General features: G+C 71.0%; 11 protein-coding genes and 3 pseudogenes. 6 read left to right on the top strand and 8 right to left on the bottom strand.

Annotation, left to right across the window (positions count from 1 at the left end; all coding sequences use genetic code 11):
• Position 1: 1 nt before the first annotated feature.
• Positions 2–1,860: pseudogene (locus tag OG357_RS38780) on the bottom strand (Tn3 family transposase); the annotation flags it as partial.
• Here OG357_RS38780 and OG357_RS04465 point away from each other — a divergent pair.
• Positions 1,803–2,171: a lipase family protein gene (locus OG357_RS04465; RefSeq protein WP_443066624.1), complete on the top strand. Its 369-nt coding sequence runs from the start codon at positions 1,803–1,805 to the stop codon at positions 2,169–2,171. The pseudogene OG357_RS38780 and the gene OG357_RS04465 overlap by 58 nt on opposite strands.
• 82 nt (positions 2,172–2,253) lie before the next feature.
• Here OG357_RS04465 and OG357_RS04460 read toward each other — a convergent pair whose 3' ends face one another.
• From OG357_RS04460 to OG357_RS04445, 4 genes are all read right to left on the bottom strand, one after another.
• Positions 2,254–2,664, bottom strand: coding sequence for a GlcG/HbpS family heme-binding protein (locus OG357_RS04460; RefSeq protein ID WP_329619867.1), 411 nt, complete (start codon positions 2,662–2,664; stop codon positions 2,254–2,256).
• A 41-nt stretch (positions 2,665–2,705) separates the two neighbouring features.
• Positions 2,706–3,908, bottom strand: coding sequence for an MFS transporter (locus OG357_RS04455; protein WP_329619866.1), 1,203 nt, complete (start codon positions 3,906–3,908; stop codon positions 2,706–2,708).
• Between the two features lie 972 nt (positions 3,909–4,880).
• Entirely contained in the window at positions 4,881–5,573 is a 693-nt protein-coding gene (locus OG357_RS04450; protein WP_329619865.1) for a hypothetical protein, read from the bottom strand.
• Between the two features lie 147 nt (positions 5,574–5,720).
• Entirely contained in the window at positions 5,721–6,692 is a 972-nt protein-coding gene (locus tag OG357_RS04445; protein WP_329619864.1) for an acetylxylan esterase, read from the bottom strand.
• Positions 6,693–6,996: 304 nt separating this feature from the next.
• Between OG357_RS04445 and OG357_RS04440 the strand changes: the two genes are divergently transcribed.
• The 3 genes and pseudogenes from OG357_RS04440 to OG357_RS04430 form a co-directional block, all read left to right on the top strand.
• Positions 6,997–7,278 (top strand): hypothetical protein, encoded by a 282-nt coding sequence (locus OG357_RS04440; protein WP_329619863.1) that lies wholly within the window; start codon positions 6,997–6,999, stop codon positions 7,276–7,278.
• Positions 7,279–7,315: 37 nt separating this feature from the next.
• A pseudogene (locus tag OG357_RS04435) lies at positions 7,316–8,426 on the top strand (hypothetical protein); the annotation flags it as partial.
• Between the two features lie 174 nt (positions 8,427–8,600).
• Positions 8,601–9,945 (top strand): annotated as a pseudogene (locus OG357_RS04430) (DNA repair ATPase); the annotation flags it as partial.
• 33 nt (positions 9,946–9,978) lie between these two features.
• On the opposite strand, the gene OG357_RS04425 reads toward OG357_RS04430, so the two are convergent.
• The 3 genes from OG357_RS04425 to OG357_RS04415 all read right to left on the bottom strand — a co-directional run bounded on the left by OG357_RS04425 (position 9,979) and on the right by OG357_RS04415 (position 11,811).
• Positions 9,979–11,088, bottom strand: coding sequence for an SPFH domain-containing protein (locus OG357_RS04425; RefSeq protein ID WP_329619862.1), 1,110 nt, complete (start codon positions 11,086–11,088; stop codon positions 9,979–9,981).
• A 29-nt stretch (positions 11,089–11,117) separates the two neighbouring features.
• Positions 11,118–11,552, bottom strand: coding sequence for an NfeD family protein (locus tag OG357_RS04420; RefSeq protein WP_329619861.1), 435 nt, complete (start codon positions 11,550–11,552; stop codon positions 11,118–11,120).
• A gap of 130 nt (positions 11,553–11,682) precedes the next feature.
• Positions 11,683–11,811, bottom strand: coding sequence for a hypothetical protein (locus OG357_RS04415; RefSeq protein ID WP_329619860.1), 129 nt, complete (start codon positions 11,809–11,811; stop codon positions 11,683–11,685).
• 391 nt (positions 11,812–12,202) lie between these two features.
• On the opposite strand from OG357_RS04415, the gene OG357_RS04410 reads away from it, so the two are divergent.
• Together OG357_RS04410 and OG357_RS04405 are read left to right on the top strand one after the other, a co-directional pair.
• A complete protein-coding gene (locus tag OG357_RS04410; protein ID WP_329619859.1) occupies positions 12,203–12,574 on the top strand; it encodes a DUF6193 family natural product biosynthesis protein in 372 nt (123 codons plus the stop codon).
• A gap of 896 nt (positions 12,575–13,470) precedes the next feature.
• Positions 13,471–14,868 (top strand): hypothetical protein, encoded by a 1,398-nt coding sequence (locus tag OG357_RS04405; RefSeq protein ID WP_329619858.1) that lies wholly within the window; start codon positions 13,471–13,473, stop codon positions 14,866–14,868.
• Positions 14,869–15,319 lie beyond the last annotated feature (451 nt).

The raw sequence follows: 15,319 nt of genomic DNA, 5'->3' as shown, positions 1-15,319 counted from the left end.
CTCACTCCGCTGCACCGTCGTCATCATCGTCAAGCCCGGCGGCGTCCGGGTCGCGCAGCGGCCGCAAGGCCCCGCCGACCGGGGCGGAGGCGGTGAAGCTGTAGCGGCCCAAGACGTTGAGGTTGCGGTGCTTCAGCGGGGAGAGCCGGGCGATGTCCTCGTCCCGGATCTCGTGGCCCTCGGCGCGGAGCTGCGCGACAGCCGCGTCGATGTACCGGGTGGTCCAGAGCACCACGGCGTTGAGGACCAGGCCGAGCGAGCCGAGCTGATCCTCCATGCCGTCCCGGTACGCCTGGTGGATGGTGCCGCGCTTGCCGTGGCACACGTCGCGGGCCAACTTGTGGCGGGACTCCTGCACGGTGAGCTGCCGGTTCATCTGGCGGCGGTAGGTGTCGTCGACCGGGTCCACGACACGGAGCAGGTGCTCGGTCTTGGCGATCCGCCCGTACTCGGCGAACGCCTGGCCCAGCGGGGTCGGGTGGCCCTCGCGGCCGAACATCCGCAGCAGGTCGTAGGCGCGGACCTGGTTCGTGACCAGGGATCCGGCGACCCGCAGCATGTCCGGCCAGTGCGTGATCACCTTGTTCAGGTTGACCCGGTTGCGGGCCAGCGGCTCCAGCGGCCCGTACGTACCGGTCACGACGCCGGGCAGGGACGCGCGCCAGAACCGCTGGTCGTCCAGGTCCTTGAACCGGGCACCTGGCCCTGCGCCTCGATCAGTGCGGCGTTCGCCGCGGCGATGGTGTCGGCCCGCAGGTAGAACTGGTCGACGTGCACCAGCCGGGAACGGGTCAGTGCATCATGTGCGGGGTTGATGACCGGGGTCATGCCGATGTTGCACGCCTCCGAGACCAGCAGGGCCACCAGTGAGGTGGTCAGGTCCTTCATGCGGGTCGTGCCGTCGCCCAGGTGCACGAAGGCGTCCAGGAACCCGGTCCAGCCGTGCACCTCGAACAGCAGCTCCGGCAGGTCGATCTTCGGGAGCATCCTCTCCACCCGCCCCCGCAGCCACGTCAGGGACTTCGGTTCGCCCAGGGCGCCGAGTTTGGACACGTTCAGCTTCGCCCGGCCGCCCGGCGGGACCTCGATGGTGACCTTCGTGTCCTGCCCGGCCGTCTCCAGCCGCTCCGCCATCTGCTTCCACGCCGCATCCAGCACCGTCACCAGCGTGGCCAGGTGCTCCTCGACCGGCAGGTCCAGGCTCAGGCCCGCCAGGACGTCCTTCCGCACGGCCTCCCACTCGGTGCCGTCCAGCAGCCGAGCGCGCGGGTCGGACCAGCGGTGCGAGGGAGAGGCGAACACGTCCCTGCGCTGAAGCGCGCGGTGCCGTTGCTCCAGCACGCACACCACGTACGCGTCCCTGTGCACCGCTCCCGGCGGCAGGCCGGCGTTCGCGTACACCGTCTTGCGCCACGCGGCCGGCACCAGCTTGTCGTCGACCTCGCGCGGCAGCAGCGGCTTGTCCTTCACCCGCCACCGCGCCAGTGCGGGCAGCCGCTTCACCCCAGCCAGCACCCGCTTCCCGCCGGTCGCGGCGTCCAGCGCCTTCGACTCGCCCAGTAGCGACAGGAACGGCCGCACCGTGTTGTACCGGGTCGCCAGCGCCGCCCGCATCGCGACCGCCGCCGAGTCCTCGTCCTCCGGCACCAGCGAGACCACCAGCGCGGCCGCGCTCATCACCACCGCCCGCGGGGCGACCTCCTCCAGCGCCCGCCACAGCGCCGCCGCGTCCAGATCCGTGCCATGGCTCTCGACCAGTTCCAGCTCCTCGAACAGCATCTTCGCCGCCCGCGCGAGGGTCCGTGACGCCTTCTCCAGCTGCGGCAGCGTCGACGGGCGTTCCTTGTCCGTCGCCCGCTCCCGGCCAACCCCGCACCTGCGACCGTCGCCTCGCCGCGGCCTGCAACAAGGGCCTCGCCAAACGCATCCACCGCTTCGTCAACAACAACGACATCGTCCCCCAGCTCCCACCCGAGCCCGCCTACACCCACGTCGACACGTTGCGCTACATCGACGCCTCCGGGAAGGTGCGGGAGTCGATGACGCTCATGGCAGGACTGACGGACCGGGCCAAGGGACTGACGGCCGATCCGTTCGCCCCCGCCGGCGACGGCGTCCGCGACCACTCGATCCTCACGTACATCGCAGCGCTGAAGAACGACCTCGGCTGAATCCACCCCGGTTGCGCCCCCGCTCGCACCCGCACCGGGGCCGGTGACCAGGCGTGCCCTGGTCACCGAGACCTCCTGGGCGTCATCGGGAGCGGGGCAGCTCCTGGAGTGCGGTGGTGGCGAAGGCGTGGTCCTGTTCCGGGGCGCCGCCGCCCACGCCGACGGCGCCGACGAGACGTCCGTCGCGGTGCACGGGCACTCCGCCGGCGATGAAGAGCAGCGGCCGGTCGAGGGCGGTGGGCAGCGAGTGGAACGGGCCGTCGGGCTTGACGAGGTCGACCAGGTCGGCCGTGGGGGCGTTGAGCTGGAGGGCGGTGTACGCCTTGCGCGTGCTGGTCTCGCCGGAGATCAGCACGGCCCGGTCGTCGCGGCGGAAGGCGAGCAGGTGGCCGCCGGCGTCGAGCACGGTGACGCTGACGGTGACCCCGGCGGCGTCGGCGGCGCGACGGGCGGCGGTGATCAGGGTCTCGGCGTCGTGGAGGGTGAGGCTCATGATGGCACTTTCCTTGTGGTGGGGGGATGGAAGAGGGGTGATCAGTGGTGTACGGGGATGCGGGCGTCGGTGTCGACGGTGGGGGCGGCTTCGGCTGCCGGGGCCCGGCGCTCCAGTGCGGCGGACCAGATGGCGAGGCCGAGAGCGGCGGCGGCGAGGAGGGCGCCGACCCAGTTCGGTGCGGTGTAGCCGTAGCCGGCGGCGATGACGAGGCCGCCGAGCCAGGCGGCGAGCGCGTTGCCGAGGTTGAAGGCGCCGATGTTGACGGCGGAGGCCAGGGTGGGCGCGCCGTGCGCCTGGTCGAGGACGCGCTTCTGCAGCGGCGGGACGGTGGCGAAGCCGAGCGCCCCGACGAGGAGGATCGCGATCGCGGCGAGGATCTTGTCGTGGGCGGCCACGGTGAACAGCGCGAGGACGATCGCGAGCCCGCCGAGGGAGGCGTACAGCAGGGGCATCAGCGCACGGTCGGCGTACCGGCCGCCGAGCAGGTTGCCGAGGAACATCCCGACGCCGAAGAGGACGAGGAGCCAGGTGACCGCGCCGTCGGAGTAGCCGGCGACCTCGGTCATCATCGGTGCGATGTAGGTGATCGCGGCGAAGACGCCGCCGAAGCCGAGCACGGTCATCGCCATCGCGAGCAGCACCTGCGGGTTGCGGAACGCTTTCAGCTCCCGGCGCAGGTGGGTGCCTTCGGGGCGGGGCATGGCGGGTACGAGCCTGGCGATGCCGAGCAGCCCGATCACACCGAGCAGGGCGACGATCGCGAAGGTGGTGCGCCAGCCGACTGCCTGCCCGATGAAGGTGCCGAGCGGCACGCCGACGATGTTGGCGACCGTCAGGCCGGTGAACATGGTGGCGATGGCGCCGGCCTTCTTGTCCGGGGCGACGAGGCCGGCGGCGACGACGGACCCGATGCCGAAGAACGAGCCGTGGGCGAGCGAGGCGATCACGCGGCCGGTCAGCATCATCCCGAAACTCGGGGCTAGGGCGGAGACCAGGTTGCCGAGCACGAACAGGCCCATCAGCAGCATGAGCATCCGCTTGCGGCTCACCTTGTTGCCGAGGACGGTCAGCAGCGGCGCGCCGACGACGACGCCGAGTGCGTAGCCGGTGACCAGGAGGCCCGCGGCGGGGATGGAGACGCCGTAGTCGGCGGCGATCCCGGGCAGCAGCCCCATGACGACGAACTCGGTCGTGCCGATACCGAAGGCCCCGACTGCCAGGGCGAGGAGTGCGAGCGGCATGGCTCACCCCTTCCGTGATTGCTTGAGTAAGCTCTTTACGTGCCTCCACAATAGTTGCAGGCGCGCCCTAACTGCAAACGCGGATAGCCGGTGCCCTCGGGGTGGTGGCGCGCTGCCTGGGGCGGGCGCGGTGTGGGACTTGCTCCGCATCGGTCAGCTGAACCGCAGCGGTATGTGGCCGGATGACCGCCTGACCGGCGGCTGGGGCGCCTCCAGGCCATTCCCCTTGCACCGGGGTTCCTCGGCCGAGGCCCGGGTGAGGTGGGTGAGCGCGTGCCGGTGGGCGATCGTGACGCAGTGCGTGCAGAGTCGCACACTCCCTCCGGCTCGGAGTCTCCGAAGCGACGGCGCAGACAGGCCCGCCCGCCTCAAGGCAAAGGCCCTAAGCCGGCCCGGGACGGTCGGAGAGCGCGCCAGAACCCTCTCGACCAGTGCCTCGACGTCGGCATCGACCGTCGGCTCGCCCGTCATGCCCATCCGGTGGAGCAGGACTCCTCGTCATGCGCGTTACGGCCGAGGGTCGGCCGGCCGCCTTCAGGACCGTTGCGCGGGTCCGATGGCCGTGAGTCCCACCTGTGCGGCGAGCCAGTGGGCGTACGGCTCCCTCATCTGGCGGCCGTCGATGACGACGCTGCGGACGTGGACGCGGACGGTGTTGGTCGTCGGCGGGCTCGTTCGGGCAGCGGGTACGGGAGTTGAAGAGAAGAGTCACTCAGCATGCTTGGACTCGCCGCGGAATCACGCCTCGGGCGCGTCCAGCCAATCCAGTGACCGCCGGTTCCGATGACTGTGCCACGGCCCGTCATCGCAGGGCATCGCCTTTCCGCGCGCTGCCTATGCCCCCGCCTGCCGGCGACGGGATGCCGCGCAGGCCAAGCCGAAGACGGGGCTGGTCAGCCGGGTGCGCGGGGGAGCAGACCGGGCGCTGGTGCTGAGACGGTGTGCGGCCACCGGCCGCGCACCGCCGCCCTGTCAGTACGGTACGGGCTCGGACGGGAAGCAGACCGCCCGGTCGCTCCTGCAGATCCTGGCCTCCGGGTCGAGCTCCCAACCGTGCACGGGGTGGTCGAACGTCAGGAAGGTGACCATACGGCCCGAGGGGAACCTTGCGACTGCCTGGTGCACCGGTCCCATCCCCTTCCTGCGCTTGACGTGGTCGAATCGCTTCGGACCGCCCTCGGCTATCACGAAGACCACTCGCCGGACCTCGTCGAGATCGCCCTCCCGCTCCGCCCGGTCATCGTCGCCCGTATGCGTGAAGAGCAGTCCGGGCGCCGGTGCCTCCTCGGGAAGCCGGCCGCATCTGAACGAGCTGTAGCCTTCCCGGACCATGCCGTAGCAGAAGGTACGCCCGTCGGGCATCCACGCCAGCTCCCCGGTCTCGGCGCTCAGCCGATGAATGACGGCGACTTCGTCGGACGGTGGAACCTCGTGTCCCGTCGGCACTGGGGGAGAGAATGCCGCGCGCAGGAAAGCGAGGTCACGGTTGTCGGCCGCCGCCTTGTCCAGCGGCCGTGCCGGCGCCCTGTCGTACGGCCGTTGCGTGACCGCCGGTCGTATCGTGGCCGAAGGCGTCCCGGTCACAGGTTTCGAGGATGCCCGCGACGGTTCCATCCCCGACGTACATCCGGCCAGCGCCACCAGCAATGTGGCTGCTGCACTCATGAGAAGCCGTCGTCTCACCACAACCCCCCCCGGGTGTACGGACCTTGTTCGGCAGACGATAGCTCCGAAGCAACGATCAGTCCGGCTGATTACCCAGGGGGCGAGCGGCGCTTCGCCAAGGAAGGGGGCGAGACGCGGGGCAGGGCCTCAGGCGCGCAGCCTCCCCGGCAGCCAGCGAAGCTGGGCCGCTTGCTGGAAGGAGCCGCCGCCCTCGTGGTCGTTGAAGTCGTAGACCTCGATCTCCTTGTCCTCCTCCGCGTAGGCGTTGAAGGCCGCGAACACCGTCGACGGCGGGCACGTCAGGTCTTCCAGGGCCGTCGAGAACAGGGCCGGCGCGGTCGCGCGCGCCGCGAAGTGGACCCCGTCGAAGTACGCGAGCGTGTCCCGCGCCCGCTGGACGCGGCCACGGTGGGCCTTGAGGTAGGTGCCGATCTCGCGGTACGGCGTGCGGTCCGTGATCGTCGTCGCCCGCGGGAAGTCGCAGAGGAACGGTACGTCCGGGGCCACCGCCACCAAATCCCGTACCAGCCCCGCCACCGCCAGGGTGATGCCGCCGCCCTGGCTGCCTCCGGTGACCGCCGTGCGGCCCGCGTCCACCAGCGGGTGCGAGCGCGCCGCCTCCACGGCGCGGACGGCGTCCGTGAAGAGCCGCCGGTAGTAGTAGGTCGCCGGATCCTCGATGCCCCGGGTCATGAAACCGGGGGAGGCAGGCGCGCTGCCGACCGGGTCGGGGGTGTCGCCGGTGGCCCATCCGCTGCCCTGTCCCCGGGTGTCCATCACGAAGTGCGCGAACCCGGCGGAGGCCCAGAGCAGATGCGTGTGCGGCAGTCCGCGCCCGCCGCCGTACCCGAGGAACTCGACGACCACGGGGAGCGGTTCGGAGGTGCCCGCCGGGAGCACGAACCAGCCCTTGACCGGCTGACCGTCGAACCCGGCGAACGTCACGTCGTACGTCTCCACCGTGACGAGCCCCGTGGCGACGCGCTCGAAACGCGCGTCGAGGGGGTGCGTGCGCGTCTCGTCGAGGGTCTTCGCCCAGAAGGCGTCGAAGTCCTCGGGCTCCACGGATGCGCTGCGGTACGTACGGAGTTGGTCGATGGGCAGGTCGAACTGGCTCATGGGTACCGCCTGGTGGGTGAGGGGTCGCGTTCGAAATCTCGACCGGTCACTCCGGTCCTCCCCACCCTAGGGCCTGCCCGGCGGATCGCGGCCGGGGCCGACCCTGATCCGCCGGACAGGCCCTGGTCGGCACCCGCCGCCGATTCGTCTACGTGAATCAGGGGGCCGCTCCCGACGCCACCCCACCGACACTTCACGCCGAGCGCGCCACGAGAACGCTCCCGGACCTGTCCCCATGGCATCCTCGGACGATGCCCCACCGTGTCCGGCTGCGGGCCTTCGTCGTCCTGCGCGGAGGGACACCATGCTCATCAGCCACACCGTTCGCCACGACGTCCTGCACGTGATGCTCCACCGCGACCTGGACGTCACCAACAGGGCCGCCGCCGCCCTCCAGATCCAAGCCCTGGTCCAGACCCACCGTCCGACGCGCGTGGTCATCGCGCTCCCGGCCGCCGACCCCACCCCGGCCACCCTCAGCGCCCTCGCCCGCGCCCACCGCATGTGCGGAAGCCTCGGCATCCCCCTCACCCTGACCGGCGCGAGCACCCGCACGAGCCGCCTCCTGGACGTGAACACGCTGTAGGGGTGTTGCGGAGGGCATGCCGGAGCCGCCCCGGTCGGCGCTGAAGACCGTCGGCAAGCGGCTCGACTTCACCGACCTCTGCACCAAGCGCGAGGAACTGCGCTTCCGGATCATCGAGATCATCGGCATCGACCTCAACGGCTAAAGCCCGGAGGACGCGGCACTCGACTATCTGGAGCAGCAGACCCCGCTCGCGCAGCTCGACCCGGGCAACATCCTGGACGCCCAGGGCATCCGCAAGATCCGAGCAGGAGGAGTCGATCAAGCGGCTGCGTACGGTCGAGGAGGCCGACCGTACCCGGCAGGCGATCGTCATCGCGGCCGAGGCGGAGGCACAGGAGAAGCTGGTCAAGGGCATCAAGGGCATCAAGGACATCAAGGCGGCGAAGGCGGCCGAGCAGGCCGCCGTGCACCGGGCCGCCGAGGAACTCACCCTGGCCGAGGCCCGGCACCATGCCGCCGACATGGACGCCCGCGCCAAGATCCGCCTTGCCGAAGGCCTCGCTGCCGCGCAGGTACGGAAGAAGGAGGCCGACGCCATCGAGAAGACCGGCCGAACGGAGGCGGAGGCCACCGAGGCCCGCTTGCGCGCCGAGGCCGAGGGGCTGCGGGCCAAGGCGCTCGCGGAGGCCACGGCGATCGGCGAGAAGCCGAAGGCGGAGGCCGAGGGGCTCAACCAGAAGGCGATCGCCGTCGCCGCGTTCGACGAGGCGTCCCGCGCGCACGAGGAGTACCGGCTCAGGCTGGAGGTCGAGAAGGACATCCGTCTCGCCGGCCTCGAAGTGCAGCGGCAGGTCGCGGAGGCTCAGGCCAATGTGCTCGCCACGGGCCTGGCGAAGGCCGACATCAGCATCGTCGATGGCGTGTCCGTCTTCCTCGACCGGCTCGACAAGTCCGTCGACGGCTTCCGGGACCCCTCCCGGACCGCGCAGGCGCTGGCCGGCCCGTGGTGGAACGGCGAGGGCGCCTTCACCGAGGACCCGACGAAGGTGCTCGGCTCGCTCTCCAGCGCGGACGTGCAGAACCTCAGAGTCTCCGCGCTCCTCGCGAAGGTCATGAAGTCCGGCGGGCTCGACGCACACGTACCCGGCCCGGCCACCGCACCCCCGGCCGAGACCGCGGCGCTGAACGGCGCCGCCAGGAGCTGACCGCCCCGGGGGAGCGGTCACAGCGAGTCCGGTGCCGGCGAACGGGGGAGTGGCCGGCACCGGACCCGTATCCACCACGGTACAAGGAGCGGAACGAGATGAGCGCCGGAATCGGCCAGGACACGTACACGGTGCTGCGCGACCGGCCCGCCGCACAGGCGAGCCGGGACCCTCGACGAGGCCCGTATCGCGGCCTTCGGCTCCGGCGAGCTCGGCCTGACCGGCACCGGCCGGGTGCGCACCGGGCACGCCCGCGTGCCCCGTGACGTCGCCGCCGTCGGGAGTCGCCGCGGGTCTACCGCGCCGAACACCTCGCCGCCCGCCTGCTGGCCGAGCACGGCGCGGACGGCAGCGCCGGCGGGCTTCGCCGTCTCGGAGGCGGCCCGGACGCTCCTCGGCACGTTCCGCCTCGTCGAGGCCTGGCTCACCGCCTACGCCACGGCCTCCGGGGAGCAGCCCGACGAGGGCGTACTCGCCGAGGCCGCCGCCGTCGAGCTCTGCCGGGACCTCGAACGCTACGAGGTGGCCGCCCCGACCACGGCGACGGTCACAGGCCTCCTGGGCAGCCACCCCCGGGTGAAGGGACGCGCGCTGGAACTGCGCCTGGACGAGTTCCTGGACAGGACGCGTGCCTTTGCCGAGCCGGACGTACCGGCCTTCCGCGCCTACCAGCGGCAGCGGGCGGATCTCGTCGCGGCCGAGCGCACCCGGCTCCGGCTCGACGGGTACCGCCCCCGCGTGATGTCGTCCTTCGTCCGCAACCGGCTCGTCGACGAGGTCTACCTCCCGCTGATCGTCGACAACCTCGCCAAGCAGCTCGGTGCCGCCGGGGACGCCAAGCGCAGCGACCCCCAGGGGCTGCTGCTGCTCCTTTCCCGCCCGGCTACGGCAAGACCACCGGCAAGGAGGGCGCTTTCGCGCTCAGCTTCGTCGAGAACGCCCTCACCTCTCACCCGGTCCTCGCGCCGCTGGCCGGCCGCGACCGGTCCGACCTGGAGCTGCATCTCCTCACTGCCCGCGAGACCGTCCTGGGCGTCACCGAGGAGTACATCGCCTCGGCCGCCCGCACCGACGCGGCCCGCACGGAACCGCCCTTCCGGCTCCAGGGCTCGTACCGCGCCATGAACAAGATCGCGGCCCGCATCTCGGCCGCCATGAACGGCGCCGAACTCGCCGCCGTGATCGACGACCACTACACCGACGTGGCCCAGCCCCTCGCCACCGAGGCCGAGGCGAACCTCCTCAAGTTCGCCGAACTGCGCGGCACCTCACGCCGGCCCAGGCCGCCCGCTGGTCGGAGATCACCACCGCCCACACCCACACCCGCACCCAGGCGTCGGGAGGCTCCGGAGACGACCCCGCCGCCAGGGCGGTCGCCGCCCTCGGCCTGTTCGCCGACCGCATCACCGCCGTCGAGACGGCCGTCACCCGCGCCACGGACCCGCGCCGCCTCCTGGCGCGACCGGTGGGACGCCACGCGTCACGATCCGATGATGTCCCCGACGAGTCCCCGAACTGACCCGAGCGCGGAGGGAGACGACACCCTTGGCGCTCAATCGCCGGACGTCTGCCCCCGGCCCGGTAGCTGGGCCGTCCTCGCGGCCTCGGCCTCGGCCTTCGCGTCGCTCACCACGGCGTCGGCCCGCTTCGCGACCTCGGCTGCGGCCGCGGCAGCGTCGAGCGAAAGCGGCGAACCTGCCTCGAGCTCCGGTGCCCCGCCCTCGTCCGGCGCGCCGTCGGCATCGGTGGTGGTCGCTTCCTCCGGTTGCGCAGGTGCGGGAAGACCCATCGTCGACCGGTCTCCGAACGCGTGGGTGACGGCACGGACGGCCTCGGTCAGCTCGCCCGGGATCACCCAGAACGTGTTGTTGTCGCTCTTCGCCAGGTGCGGGAGCGTCTCGAGGTACTTGTAGGCCAGGATCTTCGGGTCGGCGTTGTTGCGATGGACGGCCTGGAAGACGCGCTCCACCGCCTTCGCCTCGCCGTCGGCTCGCAGGATCATGGCTTGCTGCGCGCCCTGTGCTTCCAGGATGTCCTTCTGCTTCGTGCCCTCCGCGGTGAGGATCTTGGCCTGCCGTTCCCCTTCGGCGTGCAGGATGGCCGCGCGCTTGTCCCGCTCGGCCCGCATCTGCTTCTCCATCGCCTCTTTGATGGTGTTCGGCGGATCGATGGCCTTGATCTCGACACGGTTGACGCGGATGCCCCACTTGCCGGTGGCGTCGTCGAGGACTGCGCGGAGCCGGGCGTTGATCTCCTCACGTGAGGTGAGCGTCTGCTCCAGGTCCATGGAGCCGATGACGTTCCGCACCGTGGTCACGGTGAGCTGATCGATTGCCTGGAGGTAGTCGGCGACCTCGTAGGCCGCCGCCCGCGGGTCGGTGATCTGGTAGTAGAGCACGGTGTCGATGTTCACCACGAGGTTGTCCTCGGTGATCACCGGCTTGGGTGCGGACGAGTACACCTGCTCGCGTACGTCGAGTTTGGTGTTGACGCGGTCAGCCACCGGCACGACGAAGTTCAGGCCGGGTTGCAGCGTCCGCCGGTACCGGCCGAACCGCTCGATGTTGTAGCGGCGCGCCTGCGGGACGATCCGCACCGTGGCGGCCATGAGGAAGACGACAACGATCGCCGCCACGAGAATCGGGATGAGAACCGGATCCACAATTCCTCCGTTGCGAGGTGTTCAGTCGTTCACGGAAGGAGCTCGCGGGGGTAGACGACCGCGGTGGCGCCTTCGATCTCCATGACATCCACCAGCGCGCCCACCGGGATCACGAGGCTCTCGTCGAGAGCGCGGGCGGACCATTCCTCACCTGAGATCTTGATCAGACCGTGGCTCGCGGTGACCTCCTGCATCACCTCGGCACGCTTCCCGATCAGCGCATCGCTGCCCTCGCGCGTGAGGGGTGTCCGCGCCATCCGCAGCGCGACGGGACGGACGATGAGGAGACCCGCCGCCGCTGCCACTCCGAGCGCCACGATCTGGCCGAGAAGGCCGATACCCACACCAGCGACGACAGCGGCAACCAGCGCAGCGCCCGCCAGCAACCCGAAAACCAGCGTCAGGGTGAAGAACTCCGCGACACCGAGCACCCCGGCGGCGAGCAGCCATACGAACCACGGCATCGGGTCAGCCTCCCTCAGGGGGACCTATCCACCACCTACCCACCCGGAACCCGGACAGAACGGACTCGTTCCCTCCACTCTGCGATCAGGGAGCCCCGCTGCGCGACCTGACCTCGGCCTGGGCGACTGGTCACGCGGCGCAGTCGTACGGCTTGACCAGGTTGTCGACAGCCTCCAGGATCACGGTCCGCGACTCCTTGACCAGCGACGTGCTGTCCCGGTTCCGTCCGACGAGGACCCCGCTCTGCCGCGGGCCCACCCTGCCCGTGAGGCCCTCCCCGATCTCGCGGCGGACCCCGAGCTCTCGTCCTCGTCGGCGAGAACGGCCCCGCCCTCGCCGTCCTGGAGCAGGCCCGTGGTCTCCTCCGTCAGCATCCCCAGGCACAGGTTCTGCTCGCGCAGCGTCGTGAGCTCCGTCGGCCAGAGGGAGACCGCCGCGACGACGGCCGCCGCGGCGGTTGGAGACCGTCCTCGTACTCGCCAGGGCTCACGCACAGCTCCGTGTCCGGGCCGAGGCCCTTCTCCGCCTGGCCGAGGTCATGGATGACGTCGCCGCGCATGAGACGGGTGAGCCCGCCCCGGACGGACCTGTCCAGACTTCCGGAGAACCTGAGAAGCGAACTCCCCGACTAACTGAGGAACGCCGACTGATGGCCGACGACGAGAAGACCCAGAACGCACGAGACATCGTGGCCGCGGAATGGGCGACGGTGCTGGCCTACGGCCCGGAACGCGTCGATCCGATCGTTCCCCGCACCGCCTGCGGCCATCCGGCCCTGCGCGAGCTGTTCCCCATGGTCGGCCACGGCGTCCTCTACCTGAGCCGGTGCACCCAGTACCCGTGGACACACGACGTGCCGACCGCCTTCCCTCAGGTCGCCGGCGGCTACCGCGTCCGGCGCGAATCCGACCGCACGCTCGTCGGCGTGGCCGGGACCGTGGAGGAGGCGTACGAGTTGATCGCGGCCAACCTCCCCGAGGGCTGCGGCCCGGCCGTCGACGGTACTCCGGACGATCTGTGACGCGTGCCCAGAGCAAGATGGCGAACCCCTCGATGTGACGTCGTCCGAATACCCGAGGACCGCTGACCGGAACAGGGAAGGCCCGACGGTATCGGCCCGACTTCTGTCGGTGCGAAGCTCGTCGGCAGGCGGACGGTCGCCGGGTGCGGTCCACGGACGAGGGCTTCAGGGCGGCCCGGCGCTGCACCCTTCTGACGATACGTCGGAGAAGCCGGCAGCCGGTTCGAAGGCACTGTCAAGGGCACGCTGAGTGACTGCCTGCGATGGTGGAGCAGAAGCCTGGCGACGAGCAGGGCTCACCTTCGAACCTCGCCGTTGGAAGCCGACGTCTTTCCCATGACGCACCACGTGGAGTGCGTGGCGATGCTTGAGCCCGCCGAAAAGGGCCGCTGACCTGCCGTTTCTCCGAGTGTGCGCGATGGGAGGTACGCACCTGCCCCCGCCCAGCTGATCCATGCTTCGGCTTCGGTGCTGGCCAGGCGGCATGGCCTCGACGCGCGTGCGTACGGCGCTGACGCATGCGGTCAGTCGGGTGGCGTGGCGCCGCGCCGTTTCCTGCGCTTCGAAGTGGCTGAAGCGGTACGCCTCGCTCACGGACCGAGGGGCCCTGGAGAACCTGACCACCGCGCCGGAACTCCGCCATGCTTGAACACCGAAAACGCGTCGAACACCTGGAAGTTACCCCTCAACGAGGACTCACCGTCCAACCGAAACGGCGAGGCTAAGGGGTGGTGGCAGGCGGTGAGCGTGTTGATACCGGACCGGAATGCTTGGCTGGAAAACGCTCTCCGCGGTGGGGCGGAGGACCGTCGCGGGCAGACTGGCCGGGAAAGCATGGGGGAGCGAGCGCAGGGGGCGTGCGGGATGGGCATACGGGGGCGCGTGGCGGTGGGTCGGTGACGGCGTATCACATCAAGCATCTGCCACCCGGGACTCTGCCCGGAGACGGTGTCGTCACCTGGTCGGTGACCGGGGACGGTGTCGCCTCCCGGTCCGTGTCCAGAGGCGGCGTCGCCACCTGGGCTGTGGCCGACGCCGAACGGTGGCGGAAGGCGGCGGTCCCGACCGTTCTCGCCCCGACCGTGGGCGGCTGGGTCCTGGCTGTCCTGGTGGCGGCAGCGTACGTCCTGCTGTTCGGACTCTCGTCCGCGTCCGCGGCGTGGCACAGCGGGCCCGGGGACGGGACGGACTGGCTGAGGTATCCGGGCCTGATCCTGCTGACCGCCCTGCCGCTCTGGTATCGGTACGTTCCGGTCGCGGCCATACCGGCGTCCGTGTTCGTCGCTGTGGAAGCGGTTCTGACTCTGGCCCGGCCCGGCGACGTGGACCAACCGGCGAGGGCCGGGTGGCTGGTCGTCCTCGCCGTCTGCGTCGTCGCGTTCACAGGAGGCTGTCTGCGGCTGCGGGCCCGACGCCGACAGCGGGCCCTGGCCCTTGCCGTTGCGGGAGTGCGCCGCTTCCCGCTGCCCGAAGGCACTCCGGAGTCGGACGGCCACCGCGGACACCAGCGGGTCTACCTCGGGCTGGCGCTCTGCCTGGTCGCCGCAGCCATCCTCGCCGACGGACTGTTCGGGGAACCGACCGTGTCCGGCGTTGCCTACGACGCCGTCGGGCAGCAGGGCATCGCTCTGGTGCTCCTTGTGGCCGGTACGACCCTCTACGGCCGGGGCCAGCTCGCCCACCGGGCGGCCCGGCGGTTGCACGGGGAGCCGCAGCCGGCCCTGATCGTGGGCGTGCGAGCCGGGGCGGACGGGCGCCACTGGGTGTGCGCGGACGCCCGCACCCGTTCGGCGACCCCCCTGATCGCGTACGTTCCCCGCAAGAGAGACACCCGCGCCAGGACGCGGCTTCTGGGTAGCGGCTCGGCGTACGGAGTGGGGAACGGGCACCACGACATCGACCCGAAGCACGAGCCTTTTGAAGCGGTCCTGTACGGCAGCCCCGCGGAGGGCGACGAAGTCGTCCTCCAATACGCCTGTGCCGAATACCACCGCTACCAGGAGATGGGGCGGATGTACGCGACCGTGACCGCTGCCCCGCTCCGCCCGGACCGCCGCCACGGGCTGGGCCCATGGGAACCGGCGGACGGCCCTGCGCGGCAGCGTGAGCGGCTCCGCGAGGGCCGGGAGAAGGCGGAGCGCTACCGGGAGGCGCAGCGCGAGGCGGAGGAGCGCCGCAGGAACCCACCGCGCGGCTCGTCGACCCGGGGGCGCGGGAGCGGCTTCGGTGACCGGCACAACGGGGTCGGCTGCGGCTCCAATTGCGGGTCGAGTGGCGGCTGCGGGGGCGACTGACCCTCGGCAGCCGTCATCAGCCCGTCACGCCCTCTCCGTAACCTGATCCGCGTTCTTCCTCGATGCCCGGGCCGTGCCCGGTCCATCAGCCCATGCCGGCCACAACGCCGCGCGCAGCTGCGGGGGGCGCTCCCGGCCGGAGTACGGCCGAGCGGGCCGGGAAAGGCTGGTGGCGGCCCGGAGCGCATTCGGTCTTCCCGGCCTGCGAGGCCGACACGGCCTCCGACCGTGTCCAGGAGCCGGTCGAAGGCGTCGAGCACGGGCGGGAACTCCTTGGCCGGGGGCCGGGGACAGTGCCAGAGCGCCCAGCGGCCCTCCACCGGAGTTCCGCCCGCGTGACCGCCACACCCAGAACCCGTCCTGCACTGGACATCATCCGGATCGGGTAGCCACCCGTTCACATGCGGAGCGCCTCGTCCCCGGCGGCTGCTATGCCGGGAACGAGGGCTGG

This window comes from Streptomyces sp. NBC_01255, assembly GCF_036226445.1.
Lineage (GTDB): Bacteria > Actinomycetota > Actinomycetes > Streptomycetales > Streptomycetaceae > Streptomyces.
The sequence above is the reverse complement of the archived record's forward strand: the minus strand, read 5'-3'. Positions and strand labels throughout refer to the sequence as shown.

Coding starts and splice junctions, on each gene's coding strand:
- OG357_RS04460 (WP_329619867.1), bottom strand. CDS start 2,664: ATGAGCCTCACCCTCCACGACGCCGAGACCCTGATCACCGCCGCCCGT.
- OG357_RS04455 (WP_329619866.1), bottom strand. CDS start 3,908: ATGCCGCTCGCACTCCTCGCCCTGGCAGTCGGGGCCTTCGGTATCGGC.
- OG357_RS04450 (WP_329619865.1), bottom strand. CDS start 5,573: ATGAGTGCAGCAGCCACATTGCTGGTGGCGCTGGCCGGATGTACGTCG.
- OG357_RS04445 (WP_329619864.1), bottom strand. CDS start 6,692: ATGAGCCAGTTCGACCTGCCCATCGACCAACTCCGTACGTACCGCAGC.
- OG357_RS04440 (WP_329619863.1), top strand. CDS start 6,997: ATGCTCATCAGCCACACCGTTCGCCACGACGTCCTGCACGTGATGCTC.
- OG357_RS04420 (WP_329619861.1), bottom strand. CDS start 11,552: ATGCCGTGGTTCGTATGGCTGCTCGCCGCCGGGGTGCTCGGTGTCGCG.
- OG357_RS04410 (WP_329619859.1), top strand. CDS start 12,203: ATGGCCGACGACGAGAAGACCCAGAACGCACGAGACATCGTGGCCGCG.